Source organism: Enterobacter sp. WCHEn090032, assembly GCF_003986875.1.
Classification (GTDB): Bacteria; Pseudomonadota; Gammaproteobacteria; order Enterobacterales; family Enterobacteriaceae; genus Enterobacter; species Enterobacter sichuanensis.
Genome location: NZ_RXRN01000008.1, coordinates 140,162 through 157,038, shown reverse-complemented (window position 1 = coordinate 157,038; position 16,877 = coordinate 140,162). Strand labels below are relative to the sequence as shown.

The following is a 16,877-nucleotide window of genomic DNA, read 5'->3' as shown; positions in this document are numbered from 1 at the left end:
CTGTACGATGAAAACACTCCTTATTACGCTTCTGCTCCTGCTGGCCCCGGTTCAGGTGTTCGCGGCCCAGCCGCTGACGCCGGACCAGGAGCAGCGCGCGCAGCAGATGATCGCTGATTTTCTGTTTAACGACCCGAACTCCCCGCGCATCGGCGCGAAAAACCCAAAGCTCACCCTCGTGGTGTTTACCGACTACAACTGTCCGTACTGTAAAAAATTCGATCCGTACCTGGAGAAGATTGTCGAAAAACACCCGGACGTGGCGGTAGTCTTTAAGTTTTTACCTTTCCGCTCGGAAAGTTCGCTCACCGCCGCGCGAGACGCGTTAACCGTCTGGCGTGCGCATCCTGAGCAGTTTATGAAACTCAACCATACCCTGATGGCGAAGAAGGGGTACCACGATGAGACCAGCATTCAGGAGGCGCAGAAGCGGGCGGGCGTGAACGTGACGACGCCGGATGACGAGAGCCTGCTGACAATCAAGCGCAGCCTGATCGTCGCGGAAAAAATGGGGATCCAGGGCACGCCCGCCACCCTTATCGGCGAGGGGCTACTTCCCGGCTGGGTGCCGTTCGAACAGTTCGATGAAATGGTCAGTGACGCACTGAAAAACCGCTAACCTGAAGGGGGCGGAATGCCCCCGACAAACCGGAGAGGGAAATGAAAAAATTACTGTTACTTTCGGCACTGGCGACGTCAGGGCTGGTACAGGCGGCTGAAGCCATACCGGATGTGGTGAAGCACTTCAGCGAGCAGCAGAACATTAAAATCATCAAGAAGCTGGACGCCCCCGGCGGGACGCCAGCCTGGCTGGGGCAGTATCAGGACATGGGCGTCACGCTGTTTTTAACGCCGGACGGCAAGCACGTGATCTCAGGTTATCTTTATGATGACAAAGGGAAGAACCTCAGCGAGAGCTACTTCCAGAAAGAGATCTACGCTCCGATGGGACGCGAGATGTGGAAGAACCTCAACGCGGCGCATCCCCTGAAGGAAGGGGCGGATAGCGCCCCGCGTAAGTTCTTTGTCTTTGCCGATCCGTTCTGTCCGTACTGCAAGCAGTTCTGGTCCGAGGCGCAGCCGTGGGTGAAGGCGGGCAAGGTTCAGCTCAATACGCTGCTGGTGGCGTTCCTCAACCCCAACAGCGGACGTAACGCCGCCGCGATCCTCAATGCGAAAGATCCGGTGGCGGCCTGGCGCGAATACGAGCTTTCCGGTGGGAAAAAGTTGCCGAAGCCAGAGGGTGAGGCTTCCCGCGAAACGGTAGCAATACTGCAGAAGCACCAGGCGCTGATGGACAGCCTGGGCGCTAACGCCACGCCAGCCATTTATTATCTGAATGCGGAAAATGAGCTGCAGCAGGTGGTCGGTATGCCGGATGCGCAGCAGCTTGAGGCGATGTTCGGGCCGAAGCCGTAAATAGCCAGGCAGAAACAGGGTGTTTCTGCCTGGTTGTCATTCAGCCACCCCAGCGTCCCTTCAGGTAATTCACCGCCTGCTGCGTCTGCGGGCGGTTGAGGTAATCTTCCCGAAACAGGATGGTGCCGTTAACGTTGGGCAGCGAATCGTTGAGATCGAGCTGTTTTTTCAGCTCCGGCACGCCGCCCTGAACCGTCCAGTCTGGCTCATTTTTTGACGGCTCACCCACCTTGTAGAACGCAATGCCAATGTACAGGCGAGTGTGGGTCGGCTTCACCACGTCGGCCCACCATCTGGTCAGCACGTCGTAGCGCGCGGCATCCCGCGAGAAGGGCCAGTAAATTTGCGGGGCGATGTAGTCCAGCAGGCCCTGCTGAACCCACTGACGCGTATCGGCGTAGGATTCATCATAGGCCGCGGCGCCGCGGGTGTCGGAGCCTGCAGGGTCAAAGGAGCGGTTGCGCCACACGCCCGCCGGGCTGACGCCGAACTCCACGTCGGGCTTTGTCTGTTTAATCGCCCGGGAGACCTGGACAATCAGCTGCTGCGTGTTGTGTCTTCGCCAGTCGGCTTTGGAGGCAAATCCCTGGCCGTACTGCCGCCAGGTCTGCGCGTCATTGAGCGCGGATCCCGGCGATTCGGCATAAAAGTAATCATCAAACTGCACGCCGTCTACCGGGTAGTTCGCCACCACTTCGGTGACCACTTTGGTGATCCAGTCCCGCACGTCGGGAATGCCCGGGTCTAGCACAAAGCGGTCGCCCGAGATGCGCACCCACTCCGGGTGCTGGACATAGACGCTGGACGGGGTCTGATAGGCCGTCCGGTTCAGGGCGGCGATGGTGGACGGTTTAGTATTGGTCGACACGCGGTAAGGGTTAAACCAGGCATGGACCTTCATGCCGCGCTTGTGCGCTTCATCGAGCATAAACTGCAGCGGATCGTATCCCGGATACTCACCGATGTTGCCCGTTAACGTATCTGACCACGGCAAAATCTTTGATGACCAGAGGGCCGTGCTGTCGGGCTTCACCTGGAAAAACACCGTGTTAATGCCGAGGTGCTTAAGGTTGTCGAGCTTGCTGGTTAGCGCTTGTTTCTGCATCGCGATGCGTTGGTCCGCGCTGCGGCCGTTCACCGAGGCCACCGGGGGCCAGTCGAGACGCGAGACGGTCGCCAGCCAGATCCCGCGCATCGGCACGTTTGCCTGCTGCGTCGGTTTGCTGACGGTGGGAAGGGGGGTAACCAGTGACTTTGGCGGTTTTGAGGAGCAACTTACAAGTAAAAGTGCGCAGGCAGCCAGCGCACCAGTCCGTTTTACGTGTCGCGTCATTTGCGTATTAGCTCTTGATAATCCGACTGTTGGCCCAGGGATTAAAGGCGGGCGCTTCCTGTTCTGCGTGTCCCTCATCGTTGAGAGAGTCCAGATACAGGGCTTCAACCTCCGCGCGCGCCCACGGGGTACGGCGCAGAAATTTCAGGCTCGATTTAACGCTGGGGTCTTTTCTGAAACAGTTAATTTTGATTCGGTCGCCCAGTTCGTGCCAGCCATATTTCGCCACCAGGGCGTTGACCATCATCTCCAGCGTTACGCCATGCAGAGGATCTTTGGAAATATGTGCAGTCATAGGCGTCCGGATGTCTCGATTTTAGGGGAATGGGGTAAACGCTGAAAGGGTACAAGAAAGGAGGGGAAGCGGCAATTTTCCTTTTCCCCTCGCTCACTTTATGACGGACTCCGTGCGCTGATTTTCGCCGACAATTTTTCCCGCGCTGTTTTCAATCTTAAACCGAATCGACACGTCGTCCTGGCCCACGGGCGTGGCCGTGACCGCTTTTACCATCGTTCCTGAGTCTGCTGCGATCGTCATCGTCGTCGTGCCTTTTGCCAGCAGCTTGTCGCGCTGGGTGATGCGCCAGCTCAGACGACATTCGCGGCACGGTTTCCAGGTGTCGTTGATGGCCCACAGACGCACGGTCGCCGCCGCGCCGGATTGCCACTGCGCCGTGACGGGTTCAATAGACGGCAAAACAGGCTGGTAGGCGCGTTTTAAGGCGTAGAACCCGGCTTTAGGCTTACGCAGGTAGTCCACTACGCCCCAGTTGATGGACGGCCAGGTTTCTACAAACATGAAGTGGAACAGGGCCGTCACCGGCTGGTAGCGCTGTCGACGGTAGCTCTCTGCCGCCGTGGCCACCAGCTGCGACTGGTACGCCTGAGTATTGCGGATCATCGCCTGGATGTTGTCCCCACGCGAAATACCGGCAAACTTAAAGGTCTGGAAGGGCTGAAAATTATGGTATTTCCAGACGGTCCAGCCGGGATCGTCAGCGGCGGTCGTTTTGGGCCAGAGTGACGCCGCCGGGATGATGGTTTTTAGCGTCGACACGCGGGGAAGCGCCTGCGCGCCGAACTCGGTGATGATCCCCGTTTTGGCCGGAGCAAGCAGGTCGCGTACGGTACCAAAGTACCAGCCCGCCCAGTAATGCTCCTCAACGGCGGAGAAGCGGTGCACGATGCGCGAGGTATCTTCGGCAAGCGTATCCGCCACCTTTTGCGTGAGCTCGCGATTCAGATCTTTATTCCAGTCCGGGAAGCGTTTTTCCATCCACGGCGAGTTCCACGGCGGTTCGTTATGCCCGCCCCAGACGATGGTGGCGGGGGAATTACCGAACTGTTCGATCATCTCCCGCGTCTGGCGAACCGCATTTTCCGTGAAAGCCGCACTGTTGTTGTAGCCCCACTGCAGCGGAACATCCTGCCAGATCATCATGCCCATCTCATCGGCCACGTCATACAACGCACGTCCGGCAACGTGTCCGTGCACGCGTATGGCGTTGGCGTTCATGGCTTCCACCAGACGAAGATCGCGACGGTATTTTTCTCGCGTCATGGTGCTGAGCCAGGGGGATCCGATGTAATTACTGCCCTTAATGAAAAGGCGTTTGTCGTTAATGAGCCAGCCCTTATTGTCGGGCTGCTCGACGATCTTGCGCAGCCCGGTGCGGGTGACCGCCGTATCCATCAGGCCGTTTTCATCCCGCAATGCCACGCGAATGGTATACAGGTGGGGTTTTCCGGTACCGACGGGCCACCACAGTTTTGCCTTCGGCATGGGCAGCGTCAGCTGCACGGAATGGGCGCCGCTTTCGAGGGTAACCGGAAAGTCAGCCTGATAGGGCCTGCCGCTGAAGTTGTCGGGCGTGGCGGTGAGACGCACGGTCGCCGGGCCCTGACCGAGCGCGCGATAGCGAATGTCTGCTTTCAGCGCGGGGTGCATCAGCCCCTGTGACCAGTCTGGCCGCAGGATGGTCTCATCCAGGGTAGCGCCTCGGCTAAGATGCAGCCTCACCGGCGCCCAGATGCCGCCCGAGTTGGCGTCCTGTCCTTGCGGCGACCAGGCCCCGCCGGGACGCGTGTCATGCTGGTTAAGGATCCCCTTCATGACCGTTTTATGCAGCGGCCAGATCTTATTGGGATCTTCGTAAGGGCTGTCCACCCTGACCACCAGTCGGTTGTGACGTTGTAACGCTTGACTGGCATCCAGCGAAAAGCGCTGAAAATAGCCCTCATGCTGGCCGAGCGGCTGGCCGTTCAGGGTGACCTCGGCCAGGTAGTCGACGCCGTCAAACACCAGAGTGCTCATTACGTCGGGCGGCTGCACGGGCAGGGAAAACGCGTGCTTGTACCACAGCGCGCCCTGGTGATCGTACCCGGCGCTGTACCAGTTGGCGGGGACCTGAAGCGGGCGCCAGCCTGATGCGGCAGGACGCGCGCTATCATTGGCGTCCTGAACCTGCCATTCTCCGGCCAGAGACCAGCTGACCGGCGCAGAGTTCGCCACCGTATGGGTGGTCAACAGGGCAATGAGCAGCGCGCAGTTGCGAGCGATCATGCGTTTACCCCGCGCGCGTTGAGCCACGCCATCAGGCGCAGCGATTCCTTATGAAGCTGCTGGTTTAGCGCCGCAAGCTGTTGCCCCTCCAGCGTGTGCGCCTCGCTCTCCAGCGCCTGCAGCTGACGGGCGAGTCGCCCGAAATCCAGCGTGACGGCTTCTCCTCGCAGCTTGTGGGCGCCGCGGCGCAGCGCTTCACGATCGTCGCTGTCGATAGCCAGGGTGATGGCCTTCATGGCCTCCTCCAGCCCTTCGCCAAACAGGGCCAGCAGCTCCTGGACCAGAGCAGGGTCGTCAGCACACTGCTTCAGCAGACGTGCTTCATCCGGGAAGGCGGAAGGGTCATCGTGGCGCGGGAGCACGCGAGCAATCTCCTCAGCGAGACGCTCCTGGCTGATGGGTTTGGCAATGTAGCCGTCGAAACCCATCTGAAGACAGCGCTCTTTATCCCCCTGCATGGCGTGTGCGGTCATGGCGACGGTGGGCTGAGCCGGGCCGGGCCGGGCGCGTTCTTCTTCACGCAGCAGGCGAATGGCGGTCTCACCGTCCATCTCTGGCATCTGAAGATCGATCAGCAAAACGTCCCACACGCCCGCGCGCCAGCGTTCCAGCAGTGCGACGCCATTATCGACGATCTGACAGGTGTGCCCGAGCCGCTCAAGCAGGCGCGCGGCGACCTTCTGGTTGACCAGATTATCTTCCGCAAGGAGGACCCTGAGCCCGGCGTTGTCCGGCGCGACGGTGGCTGCGGGCTCGCTTTCACTCACCGTCTTTGGCGCACGTTCAAACGCCGCGGCAATCGCCTGATGCAATTCATTCTGGGCGATAGGTTTATGCAGGTAGTTCTGGATACCGATCCGCTTCAGCATATTGATATCAAAATGTCGGCTCATGGAGCTCAGCATGATGATATGGCTCTCAGCAACCTGCGGCAGCACCGAAAGTTCGAGAGCCAGCGACACGCCGTCCATATCCGGCATCTGCGCGTCCAGCAGGATCAGGGGCCATGCCGTTCCCGTTTTAACCCGGTTGATGGCCTCGCTGGCGTTATTAACGCAGGTGGGTTTCAACCCCATCTGGCTGAGCATGGCGGCCAATAGCCGCAGGTTGGTCGCGTTATCATCAACCACCAGCACGGGCTCCCCGTTAAAGCGATGGCTATGAGGGCGTTCCTCCGGGCCAGGCGCCTGGGCCGCAAGCGGTAGCACGAAGGAAAATTCGCTGCCTTTCCCCGGCTCGCTGGAGACCGTTAATTCGCCGCCCATCGCCGCGACCAGTCGCGCAGAGATGGTTAGCCCGAGCCCCGTACCGCCATAGCGGCGGGTGGTAGAGTTATCCGCCTGGCTGAAGGCTTCAAAAATGGCTTTCTGCTTATCTGCCGGAATGCCAATGCCGCTGTCGCACACCCGGAAACGCCATCGATCCGTGTTATCCGCGGGCTCAACAATCAGGATAACTTCACCCTGATGGGTAAACTTCAGCGCGTTACCCAGCAGATTGGTCAGGATCTGGCGCAGCCGCGCGCCGTCGACAAGCAGCACGTCGGGAACGTCGGGCGCAATATCGACCAGCAGCTCAATGCCTTTTTCGCTCGCCCCCGGCATGTGGGGGCGAATAAGCGACTGAATGAAGGGGCGGACCGGGACGGGCTCCGCCTCCAGCTCCACTTTACCGGCTTCAATCCGGGAAAAGTCGAGAATGTCGTTGATGATATGCAGCAAAGACTGGGCAGAACTCATCACCAGCGTCAGGTAATCGCGCTGATCGGCGCTGAGCGCTGTATCCAGGCACAGTTGGGTCATGCCAATAATGCCGTTCATGGGGGTGCGAATTTCATGGCTCATATTCGCCAGGAATGCGCTTTTTGCCTCATTGGCTTTTTGTGCCTCAATGGCTGAGGCGAACGCCTGAATTTCAGCCTCCTTACGGCGCGTAATATCCTGCAGCGTGCCAATCACGCGCTCGGCGTTTCCCTCAATGGAGAGCGTGACCACCTGGCCGGAGAGCAGCATCCAGCGCAGACCTTCGGTAGGGTGATGCACGCGAATTTCACATTCAAAGACCGGACGATGATCCTGCTTCGACGCGTGCAGCGCCTTGCGCAGCGCAGCGCGATCGTTCTCGTGGACCTGATTGAGCAAAAAACGCACCGGATATCGCCACTGGGTGCGCGACTGGCCCAGCATGGCAAGCAGGGTATCGTTGACCTGGAGCGTGTCGCCAGAAACCTGCCAGTCCCAGATCCCGATATGGATGGATTCCGCCGTCAGCAGAAAATCGTCATGCAGTTGATGACGTGCCCGCTGTGCTTCATCCAGCTCCGTGACATCGCTGTGCAGGCTGACAATGCCACCGTCCGCAAGGCGCTGGTGCTGGACGAAGATCCGCCGCTGGCCTGCCTGCCGCACTTCGCAGTGTTTATCCTGCCGACAGTTGCGCACGATCGACTCGCGCAGCGTCAGGCGAAGGCCGGGATCTACGTTGTAAACGGCGTCGATAAAGCGTTCCGCCAGCGACTCCAGCGTTGTACCCACCTTCAGCCACGGGGTAATGACCGGATAAAAAAGGGCCACGTTGTGATTCCAGGCCTGCAGGCGTTCCTCGCGGTCATAAATCATGACGGCGGCCGGCAGCGCGTTAAGATCGTACGTGAATGCGCTCATCGTGATCCTCCTACGCGCGGTAGTGCAGTTCTGCCTGTCGGCGCAGGTATTCCAGCCCGGGCGCGATCGCCATGGCCCAGGCCGTCAGGATCTCATCGTCGCACTGCGGATCGCGCAGGCTCACCGCGTTCAACATCGCTTCGCGCCACAGGGCGAAAAAACGCGGCGGGAGGTGAAGACCGTCGTCACTTTGCTCCCGCGCCAGGCGCTCGAGAAAATCAGGCACGATTAACGCGCCGTCTACCGCAAGCATGGCGAAGAAACTCTTAAACAGAGTCTGCTGACCCTCGCTATCCGGCAGGCGAGAAAAATGCTGCTCCGTCTCGGGTGACATATGGACGAAGGCGTCATAGAACGTCTGAAAAAACGCCGTTTTATCATTATCCGGAAAGACGCGGTTAAGACTGGATTCAAACAGATCGCGGTAAAATTTCACGGCGTCCTCCTTACGGCATTTTCGCCCGGTATACAGTGCCCGACGGGCGTATAGTCATCTGCCACACGGCGCGTAAAGTAGCTCTCTTTTTTAGCCCGGCGGGCGTCAAACAGGGGGCCCGCGTTGTGTTTAAAGAACAGGGCTTCCAGCACCGTGGCATTGGTGGAAAGGGTGAGCGCAGCGTTAGTATCGCCCGTGGCTTCCTGGCGGCCTTCGTACCAGCCTTTTTGCGGATCGTTAAGATGCTTTGTCACCGACATCAGCACGTCGGTGTACGGGGTGTCCCACAGGGCCCACAGGGCAAAGACCGCTTTGGTCGACACCTGTGCGAAACGGGTGTAGTCCCGGCCATCGTCACCGACAGAGTTCCATGCATAGCCATTTCCCCAGACCGTATCCTGGATATGCCAGGGCGCCTGCGGGAGCGAGAAATCTGCCCTGGCCGTCAGGATCTTATCGGTCTCCCAGCGGCTCTTCTGGCTCAGCCAGACGTTTTCGGCCTGCTTGCGCAGGTGCTTTTGCCGATCGGCCGCAACGCCTTCGGGCTCCCAGCCAAACTCCAGGCCCGGCAGCATATAGGGAAGGGTGGTGATCAGGGAGGGCTGCCACGTGGTGCGCGGATCCCGGGCATCGACGGCCAGACGCCGCTGGGCGATGATGACGTGGTGCGCCGGGGGCGTAAACGCTTTCTCCGGGGAAAACCCCCACAGCTGAAACGCCGTTGCGGCATATTCGCTCTCGCCCAGGCGCAGCTCCTCGCGCACCACCGGCTGGCCGTTTTGCAGGGAAGATGACCACAGTTCGCCTTCGCCGTCGATGACCGGACAGAAATTCCAGCGCAGGATGATTTTATCGAGGTATTCGCTGTACTGCGGTTCCCGCTCTGCGGTGAGGCGCAGGGCGAGCATCAGACGCGCCATGTCGCGCGCGGACCAGCCATTTTTAACGGGCTTGCCGCTAAAGTCGATCGGCGTCGCCGTCTGGCTGGAATAGAGTCGACCGGGCGTCCGGGCCTCGGTCAGTATCATGCGGTTGAGGGTGCCCATCAGCCGCGTCAGGCGAGCGTCATACTCGGCCTCCTCAATCAGCCCCAGCTCTTTGGCCGCCAGCAGGGCGATAAGCGTATCGCCCATTTGCCAGAGCGTGACGCGGGGCTGTTTGTCGCTGCCGTTGACCAGCCCGGTTTGCGGCTGGGTATTATTGACGAAATAGCGCCAGGCGATCGCCGCCCACGTCTGCTCTTCCGGCGTCAGGGCGGCAATACGCGCGCTGGAGTGCCAGCCGCCACTGATGAGCCAGCGCCAGCCTGCGCCCTGATGGGCAAACAGCGCAAAGACGATCGCGCCTGCAAGGAGTAATCCCGCAAGCCCTCTGGCTATGGTTTTAAGCATTGCGCAGTCACCGGAGGCAGTTTAACGGGCTCGTCCACGCTGCATGACGCGCACTGACAGGCCTGGCAGGCGGGTTTGGTACGCTGCGTGACGCCGGTCCGGTCGCACCAGCTTTTTACGGCCGGGGTGCTGGCAAGGAACGGGCGGCTGCGCAGCGCGTTGTTCTCTTCAAACTGATCGAGCAGCTTTCGATCCCACAGCGACGGCGCAAAATCCTTGCTCTTCGGGTTGTCGGTGTTGAAGGCCAGCAGTTTTCCCTCTTTTTTGAACAACAGGGCCTCCAGCATGATGCCGTTATTGTTCGCGGTGAACTCTTTGATCGGCCCGTCGCCGTTTTCATATAGCCCTTCGTAGTAGCCTTTTCCCTCTTCGTTGGCATTCTCAATGGTGTTCAGCAGGCGGTCGGTATAGGGGGAGTTCCACAGCACCCACATGCCCAGCGCCGCCTTCAGCGAAATCGCGGCAGCGTTAGGGACGAACTGGCCTTTATCGGTAATGGTGTTCCAGTTGTACCCGTCGCTGAAGACGGTGTCATAGACGAAGTAAGGGGCCTTATCGAGCTGGTGCTCGGAGCGCGCGGTCAGGACGCCGGTAATGGTATAGCGGTTCTCCTGAGCCTGATAAACGCGGTCGGCAAAGTTTTTCATCCACGTCAGGGAGTAGTCACGCGGGGCGTTATCCCGGTCGGTCGGTTTATCAAAGCCGAACTCCAGCCCGTAGAGCAGGTAGGATTCCGTCACCACGTAGTTATGCTGCGACGTGTTGCGCGGGTCGCGCGTATCGTACGGGACCAGCACGCAGTAGATCTCGGCTAGCTCGTAAGGCTGCGGACTGCTGGCTTTGCAGGTATTGAACCCCCACAGCTGGAAACCGGCCGCGCCGTACTCTTCATAGCCCAGTCGACCTTCCTGAACGTACTTCGGCTGGCCGTTCTCCAGATAGGCCCCGTACAGCGTGCCGCAGGGGGCGATCGCGTGACTGAAATCCCAGCCGAGCACCACGTTATCAATGCTGTTGCCGTATTCCGGGTAACGCTCCTTGATGATTTTCAGCCAGACCAGCATTCGCCCGATATCCAGTGCCGAGAAGCCAATTTCGCCGGGCTTGTTGGTGTAGTCCACCTTCTGGCCGCTGATGGTGTTATAGGCCTTGTTGGGCAGCTCGTTGCGAAACAGTACCAGGGTGTTTAACGTGGCGAGAAACTTCAGCATCCGGCGGTCAAATTCCGCTTTATCAATGATCCCCAGCTCGCGCGCCGCCGTAAGGGCGGCCAGATAGGAGGCGCTGTCCCACATGGTGGTGGAGGGATATTTGTTGACCGCATTCACCAGACCCGTCGTGGGCTGATAGTTGGTGACGAAATACTGCCAGGCGTTTTTCGCGATGGTCATCTCTCGGGCCGTCAGCTCGCCGCTGCGCGGGGAGTAACCTGATGCAGGGAGCTCGGTATCCGCACGCACGGTCGATAGCGCCAGCCAGCAGATCGTTATTCCCGTGAGCAGGTGGAAAAGGATCGGGAATCGTGGCTTCATGGCGTTGCTCCTGCTGAGGGGTATGTGTAGAGGCAGGCCAGACAGAGCATCTGGCCATGCGCGATGTAAGACAGACTTTCCAGCACAATGGCGTTGGTATCGGCGTCCACGACGTCATTGACGCTGTTGTTGAGATTTAACCCGCGCTGCCAGCCTTTACCCGGCACCTGAAGCGCCAGAACCTGCTGGCGCAGCGCTTCGCTCCAGCTGTTGCGGAAAAGGGCATACCAGGCAAACGCGGTGCGGGTGGAGGTAATCGCCACTTTCTCCGGCACCTCGTCGCGCAAGTTGCGGGCCTGTACCGGCTGCCTGTCCGGCAGATCGTTAACGTAATCCGGCGCGGGTTCGGCATAATCCGTGCTGACGGGGGGTTTTGGCGTGCGCAGGCCATGACGCCGCTGCTGGATCTGCATAATCCGCCACGCAATTTCAGCGCTCTGCGCATCAAAGCCCAGCTCAAGCCCGGTTAACAGATAGGGGAGACTGATCAGCGAGGTTTGCTTGCCCCAGGGCGTGCGAAGCCCTTCATCGGGCACCATTACGCCATCCAGATCGATCATCTTTTGCCCTTCAGGGGGATTGGTCACCGCGAGGCCTGCCGCGCTGTCTATCAGACGCAGCGTATGGCTGGCATAGAGACGGTAGCCAAAAGTGTCCCGCTGTTCATCGTCGGCCAGCGTCCAGTGGTGGAGCGGCACCGCCGCCTGACTTTGGGTGTTATTTTCAATCAGCGCCGCGGTGCGCCACACGCTCAACAAATCGCGGATGGCCGCCGCGTGCTGGGGATAGCGCCAGAGCAGGGTCTGTAATGCCGACAGCAGCCGGCTCAGACCAATTGCGGAGGCGTCAGGTTTGCCAAGGATCTTGAGCGTGTCCGCATGGTAATAGGCGGCGGGGAGACCTTTGTCATTGAGCGGCAGTTGCCCCAGCGTGAACACGGCGGTGCTGACCCTCTCATCAAACTCATCGGCGGAAATGATATTGAGCTGCTCTGCGGCAGCGGTCGCAAACAGGTAGCTTCCCACGCTCCAGAGGCTCAGCCAGGGTTCACCGTCGCTGGCATTCGCCAGGCCGTTTGGCTGGGTATTGTTCACGTAGTATTGCCAGGCGACCCGCGCCCAGATGGCTTCGTCATAGGTCAGCGCCCGTTTTGTGGGCAGCGGCGGGAAGTCTTTACTGAGCGCGATGCCGCCGCTGCTTTCCACGCGCGTGGGCATCTGTTTCTCCACCCAGACCACAATGGCAAAGCCGATCAGGAAGCCGAGCAAAATGGTGAGGTAGCTGCGCGCGGGCAGCAGGGCGTCACGTATCCTCATTGGGTGACCTCGTCCTCTTCAGCGGGCGTCCACATGGCCGCGAAAATCAGCGGCAGCATGGCGGCGATGTTCACTCCTCCCCAGAAAATATTGATGACGTAGCCGGAGGGGTCGTCCACCTGTCCACGCGCCACCTGAATACCGCCCCAGATAAGCCCTGCGAGGGTCAGCACCACGATGGCAATCTGCGGCTTCACCAGGTAGAGAAAACGGCCCGTCTGCCGCTCTTTTGGCGTGACGTGAAATTTGATCTGTTCGCCCCGCAGCACCGTATTGAGCGCGCGCAGGTTCATGGAAAAGAAGGAGAGGTATGAGGCCCTGCCATCCCAGGCCGAGATCCCCCAGGTGCCGAACATAAACGCCAGTTCAGAGAAGATAAAAAACGGGAGAAAGTGGAGATAGAACGGCGTCGACCAGGCGGACACCGGCGGAATGCCGGTGAATAGATAGATAATGGGTGAAATCAAAAACACCGTGTTCCACACGCAGGCCATGTAAGACCAGAAGGTGGTGGCATACATCAGCGTCTGGGGGAGTGAAAGCCTGAAGCGGCGACGGCTGAAGATGTTGTCATGGAACAAAATATCCAGCGAGCCGGCGGCGTACTTAAAGCGCTGGATCATCCAGGTGAGCATATCCTGCGGAGAGAGCATCTTCGACTCAACCCGCGGATGCATAACCGAGCGCCAGCGTCGTGCGGCGTCGCCGTGCAGCAGCACCGAGGTGTAAATATCTTCCGAGACGTGGAATTTGTAGGGGGTAAGCTCGGTGTCAAACGCCACGTGCGGACGCATTGCATTCTGCAGCGCGTCCCGGGTCTCCTCATCGCGAATGTCGCGCGTATGACGATGGATCTCCTCTTCGACGGACCAGACATAGCTTCTCAGCGCGGCCTGCATGACCGCCTCGCGACGGTGAATGGACGCTGCGCCGCAGCAGAAAGCCGCGTTCGCCCAGTTGCGCCGCCGCAGGATCACGTCATAGAACATGCGCGGATCGTTAAAAAACGGGTCGCGGCCAATCGTGATCGGGCCAACACACTTTTGAATCAGCCAGCCCAGACCGTAGCCCACTTTTCCGGCTTTTCGCTGGCCCCAGCGCGACAGGTTTTCTCCTTCCGGAAGATCGAAGAACCACTGCGGCGTCTGTACCCAGGCCACGTCCGGATCGCGAAAATAGCCCAGCGTATGGCTGAGCAGGGTGGGAAATACCCGGGTGTCGGCGTCGCAGATAACAATAAAATCGCCGTCGGTTTGCTCAAGGCCGTTGCGCAGGTTGCCGGCCTTAAAGCCGATGTTGGTCTGGCGAGTGATATAGTTAACGCCTTCTTCTTCACAGACGGCTTTCATCTCCGGGCGGCGGCCGTCATCAAGCACGTGGATGCGGTAGTCAATCGGGAACGGGTACGTCATCTTCAGGGCATCGCGAATGGACAGCCTGACCAGCTCGGTGTCTTCCGAGTAGGTGGCAATGAACAGATCCACCTTGACGGGACGGGGCTCTACGGCCTCTTCTGGCGACAGGCATTCGTTAATTTCGCCGGGCGGCGGACTCTGAGGAGGATCCTGTTCTTTCCACAAATTGATGGTAAACAGCACGGTGCCAATCCACGCCAGGGTTTCGGCGAGGACCAGCGGAATGGCATACCATAATGCGTCAGTATTCAGGGAGGCGGTCCAGCGCCAGTAAATATAATTGGCACCCAGAATAAGTGCCGCGACCGCTAACACCTGCCAGGTGATCATTACCCAGCGCGGTGTTGTTAACGGTTCCGGAGGACGACGATGTTCAAAACGGGAAAAATAAAAATCCATAGTTCCGGCGTTCCTGATTCCGTGAAAATGCAGACCCATTCTGCTGCGCAGACAGTTTCCCAAAAGCGAAAGAAAATAGCGATTAAACAAGATTTAAGATAAGTGTAGAACGCCGAATAAAAGTGTCCAGCCACGTTTTTATTATTATTTAGCGGTGATTAATTCGGTTTAAATTCTGCTTAATGATGTTTTATCGGCCGTCGATAAATTGCGGTTACCATTCCTTTAGGCTATCTAATTTATTTAGACCTTAATTTTCGTTTTCAGGCAAAGGACACCCTATGAGCCATGTTGCGCCGTCGGTAGCGCAAGAAGATGACGCTAAATCAACAGCATGGCGATATGCTGTTGCAGGTGCCAGGGACCTGAGAATCGACTTTATGCGCGGCATTGCCCTCGTCATGATGGTCGTGGCGCATACGGAGGTGATGTCGGTATTTAATATATTCTCCTGGGAGCGTTTTGGGTTAACAACCGGTGCAGAAGGTTTTGTTATTCTCTCGGGGTTTATGCTTGGCATGCTGAACCGCGCGCGTCTGCAAAAAGTGGTTTTGCTCACGGTTTCCTGGGGGCTTTATCTCAGGGCATGGAAAATATATCGTGTAAATATCATTATCATAGTGTCGTTTACTCTTCTGGCCTATATCCCACATATTAATGTTTTCGAGGTCACCCATTTTACCGACCGTTTTTCGGGTGAAAGTTGGTCGCTTTATCCGGTTACGCCTCAAATAAAAGAGACCTGGTTCAACATTATCCTCTATTTGCAGATTGGCCCTCATCAGACGCAAATTCTGGGGCTGTATATCTTTTTGCTGCTACTCAGCCCGCTATTTTTGGGGATGCTGCAGAAAGGCAAAGTGTGGTGGCTGCTGGGGCTGTCGCTGCTGGTGTACAGCCTGTGGCAGCGATGGCCGCTTCGGCTGACGCCGTCGGAATTCGAATTTGCCTTCCCGCTGCTCGCCTGGCAGTTCATCTTTGTGCTGGGCATGGCCAGCGGCTGGTATAAAGCCGAACTGCTCTCATTCGCCCGGACGCCTCCGGGGAAAGGGGTGGTAGTGGCGCTGGTCATGGTGTCGCTGGTGCTGGGATTTGTCGCCCAGAACCATACCAACCCGTTTATGCCGCCTGCGCTGCTGATGCACGTCATCCCGCCTGACAGCTTCAATTCGTTTTATCACACCTGGGCGGCGAAGAACGGGCTGGGCCCGGTGAGAGTGTTAAACGATATCGCCCTGATGGTCACCGTCTACCTGGTGCTGACGTATTACTGGACGCCGCTCAATCGCCTGCTGGGATGGTTCCTGATTCCGCTCGGTCAGCACTCGCTTTATACCTTTATTTTGCATGTGTACGTGGTGCTGCTGGTGAGCCAGTTCATCACCTTCGACTTATGGCGTCATGCCTGGATAGAGAACACGTTAGTGCATGCGGCGGCACTGGGTATTTTGTGGCTGATGGCAAAATACGACGTCGGCGCACGCTGGATACCTAACTAAGGATGGCGGTTATGCGCGAAAAATGGCTTCTGGCGGGCGTGCTGCTCGCCGCGATCCCCGCCGCAGAGGCGGCGAAAAACAATGAAAATGAATCCCTGCGCGATAAGAACGGTGAACCTGTTCAGGCTGGCGTCTTTACCAGCCGCTGGGGGCGCCTGTTCTCGGGTAACGACAAGAAATTCTCAGGTGCGCTGAGCTTTAGCTCGGGACTGAAAGAGCAGTGGATGAGCATTCCTAACAGTTCAGACACCGCCACGGAAAAGAAAAAGATTAACCAGACGCTGAATCTCAGCCTTCAGTATTCCCCCTACAGCTTCTGGTTTGCCAACATTACGTCCCGACTGCCGGTCAGAGACACCAGCCGCTATACCGCCGATTTTCGCTACAGCTTCGGGTACGATGACTGGCACGCCAACACCGTCAGTCTGGTTTACAGCAACTACGGTGATAACCATTTCTGGACGTCGGGCAGCCGACGACACACCTATTTCGAACAGGGTGCCTTCACGCTGGCCTACAAGTTTTCGCTACCGAAACCGGTCGAAAACACGCTCCTGATTAATAAAGGGGACTCCATCATTTGCCAGGTCGGTTACAGCTGGGTGCCGCGCTACTACGACCTCAGCAGCGATGACATCCGCAAAAATAAAAACGTCATGCTCGGCGGCTGCGGCTACACCTTCAAACAACATTTCTTCGTTCGCGCGACGGCATTCTGGTTCCCGGACAGCAGCCAGCAGCAGCCCTGGAACGGCGATTACAGCTACAGCTTCGGTTATGCCGGCTATACGCCGGGTTCGTTCTCCATCCAGTACGCGAACTATGCGGGAACGCGCTATCCGGGGCACGGCAATGGGAATGCAAAATTCAGGGAAGGGACCGTGAGCCTCATCTGGTTCTTACCGCTTTAG

Annotated in this window: 13 protein-coding genes; 4 read left to right on the top strand and 9 right to left on the bottom strand. The window is 58.4% G+C overall.

The genetic code is table 11. The features are described from left to right. The first annotated feature begins 7 nt into the window (after positions 1–7). Both EKN83_RS09165 and dsbG read left to right on the top strand, forming a co-directional pair. Positions 8–619, top strand: a complete 612-nt coding sequence (locus EKN83_RS09165; RefSeq protein WP_126800747.1) for a DsbA family protein — start codon at positions 8–10, stop codon at positions 617–619. Between the two features lie 41 nt (positions 620–660). After that, on the top strand, positions 661–1,419 hold the full coding sequence (dsbG, locus tag EKN83_RS09160; protein ID WP_126800746.1) for a thiol:disulfide interchange protein DsbG: 759 nt from the start codon (positions 661–663) through the stop codon (positions 1,417–1,419). A gap of 40 nt (positions 1,420–1,459) precedes the next feature. Here dsbG and EKN83_RS09155 read toward each other — a convergent pair whose 3' ends face one another. The 9 genes from EKN83_RS09155 to EKN83_RS09115 all read right to left on the bottom strand — a co-directional run bounded on the left by EKN83_RS09155 (position 1,460) and on the right by EKN83_RS09115 (position 14,467). After that, entirely contained in the window at positions 1,460–2,752 is a 1,293-nt protein-coding gene (locus EKN83_RS09155) for a glycoside hydrolase family 10 protein (protein ID WP_126800745.1), read from the bottom strand. A gap of 7 nt (positions 2,753–2,759) precedes the next feature. Continuing rightward, positions 2,760–3,047, bottom strand: a complete 288-nt coding sequence (locus EKN83_RS09150) for a VF530 family DNA-binding protein (RefSeq protein WP_025756489.1) — start codon at positions 3,045–3,047, stop codon at positions 2,760–2,762. 93 nt (positions 3,048–3,140) lie between these two features. Further along, entirely contained in the window at positions 3,141–5,315 is a 2,175-nt protein-coding gene (locus EKN83_RS09145; RefSeq protein ID WP_126800744.1) for a glycoside hydrolase family 2 protein, read from the bottom strand. After that, a complete protein-coding gene (locus EKN83_RS09140) occupies positions 5,312–7,978 on the bottom strand; it encodes a PAS domain-containing hybrid sensor histidine kinase/response regulator (RefSeq protein WP_126800743.1) in 2,667 nt (888 codons plus the stop codon). Before EKN83_RS09140 ends, EKN83_RS09145 begins: the two co-directional genes overlap by 4 nt. Before the next feature lie 10 nt (positions 7,979–7,988). Continuing rightward, positions 7,989–8,414, bottom strand: a complete 426-nt coding sequence (locus tag EKN83_RS09135; RefSeq protein ID WP_025756486.1) for a hypothetical protein — start codon at positions 8,412–8,414, stop codon at positions 7,989–7,991. Then, positions 8,411–9,805 carry a DUF3131 domain-containing protein gene (locus EKN83_RS09130; RefSeq protein ID WP_126800742.1) on the bottom strand — a complete coding sequence of 465 codons (1,395 nt, stop codon included), beginning with the start codon at positions 9,803–9,805 and terminating at the stop codon, positions 8,411–8,413. The genes EKN83_RS09135 and EKN83_RS09130 overlap by 4 nt, the downstream gene beginning before the upstream one ends. Beyond that, on the bottom strand, positions 9,790–11,337 hold the full coding sequence (locus EKN83_RS09125; protein ID WP_126800741.1) for a DUF3131 domain-containing protein: 1,548 nt from the start codon (positions 11,335–11,337) through the stop codon (positions 9,790–9,792). The genes EKN83_RS09130 and EKN83_RS09125 overlap by 16 nt, the downstream gene beginning before the upstream one ends. Continuing rightward, a complete protein-coding gene (locus EKN83_RS09120; protein WP_025756483.1) occupies positions 11,334–12,653 on the bottom strand; it encodes a DUF3131 domain-containing protein in 1,320 nt (439 codons plus the stop codon). The genes EKN83_RS09125 and EKN83_RS09120 overlap by 4 nt, the downstream gene beginning before the upstream one ends. Next, a complete protein-coding gene (locus EKN83_RS09115; protein ID WP_045285746.1) occupies positions 12,650–14,467 on the bottom strand; it encodes a glycosyltransferase in 1,818 nt (605 codons plus the stop codon). Before EKN83_RS09115 ends, EKN83_RS09120 begins: the two co-directional genes overlap by 4 nt. 281 nt (positions 14,468–14,748) lie before the next feature. Between EKN83_RS09115 and opgC the strand changes: the two genes are divergently transcribed. Next, complete coding sequence (gene opgC, locus EKN83_RS09110) at positions 14,749–15,966, top strand: OpgC domain-containing protein (RefSeq protein ID WP_045285745.1); 1,218 nt, start codon at positions 14,749–14,751, stop codon at positions 15,964–15,966. Between the two features lie 11 nt (positions 15,967–15,977). Next, the gene (locus EKN83_RS09105) at positions 15,978–16,877 is read left to right on the top strand and encodes a hypothetical protein (RefSeq protein WP_025756481.1); all 900 of its coding nucleotides are present in this window, start codon (positions 15,978–15,980) and stop codon (positions 16,875–16,877) included.

Bases quoted from the DNA above. Each gene is read 5' to 3' on its own strand.
- EKN83_RS09165 (WP_126800747.1), top strand. From the start codon at position 8: ATGAAAACACTCCTTATTACGCTTCTGCTCCTGCTGGCCCCGGTTCAG.
- dsbG (WP_126800746.1), top strand. From the start codon at position 661: ATGAAAAAATTACTGTTACTTTCGGCACTGGCGACGTCAGGGCTGGTA.
- EKN83_RS09155 (WP_126800745.1), bottom strand. From the start codon at position 2,752: ATGACGCGACACGTAAAACGGACTGGTGCGCTGGCTGCCTGCGCACTT.
- EKN83_RS09150 (WP_025756489.1), bottom strand. From the start codon at position 3,047: ATGACTGCACATATTTCCAAAGATCCTCTGCATGGCGTAACGCTGGAG.
- EKN83_RS09145 (WP_126800744.1), bottom strand. From the start codon at position 5,315: ATGATCGCTCGCAACTGCGCGCTGCTCATTGCCCTGTTGACCACCCAT.
- EKN83_RS09140 (WP_126800743.1), bottom strand. From the start codon at position 7,978: ATGAGCGCATTCACGTACGATCTTAACGCGCTGCCGGCCGCCGTCATG.
- EKN83_RS09130 (WP_126800742.1), bottom strand. From the start codon at position 9,805: ATGCTTAAAACCATAGCCAGAGGGCTTGCGGGATTACTCCTTGCAGGC.
- EKN83_RS09125 (WP_126800741.1), bottom strand. From the start codon at position 11,337: ATGAAGCCACGATTCCCGATCCTTTTCCACCTGCTCACGGGAATAACG.
- EKN83_RS09120 (WP_025756483.1), bottom strand. From the start codon at position 12,653: ATGAGGATACGTGACGCCCTGCTGCCCGCGCGCAGCTACCTCACCATT.
- EKN83_RS09115 (WP_045285746.1), bottom strand. From the start codon at position 14,467: ATGGATTTTTATTTTTCCCGTTTTGAACATCGTCGTCCTCCGGAACCG.
- opgC (WP_045285745.1), top strand. From the start codon at position 14,749: ATGAGCCATGTTGCGCCGTCGGTAGCGCAAGAAGATGACGCTAAATCA.
- EKN83_RS09105 (WP_025756481.1), top strand. From the start codon at position 15,978: ATGCGCGAAAAATGGCTTCTGGCGGGCGTGCTGCTCGCCGCGATCCCC.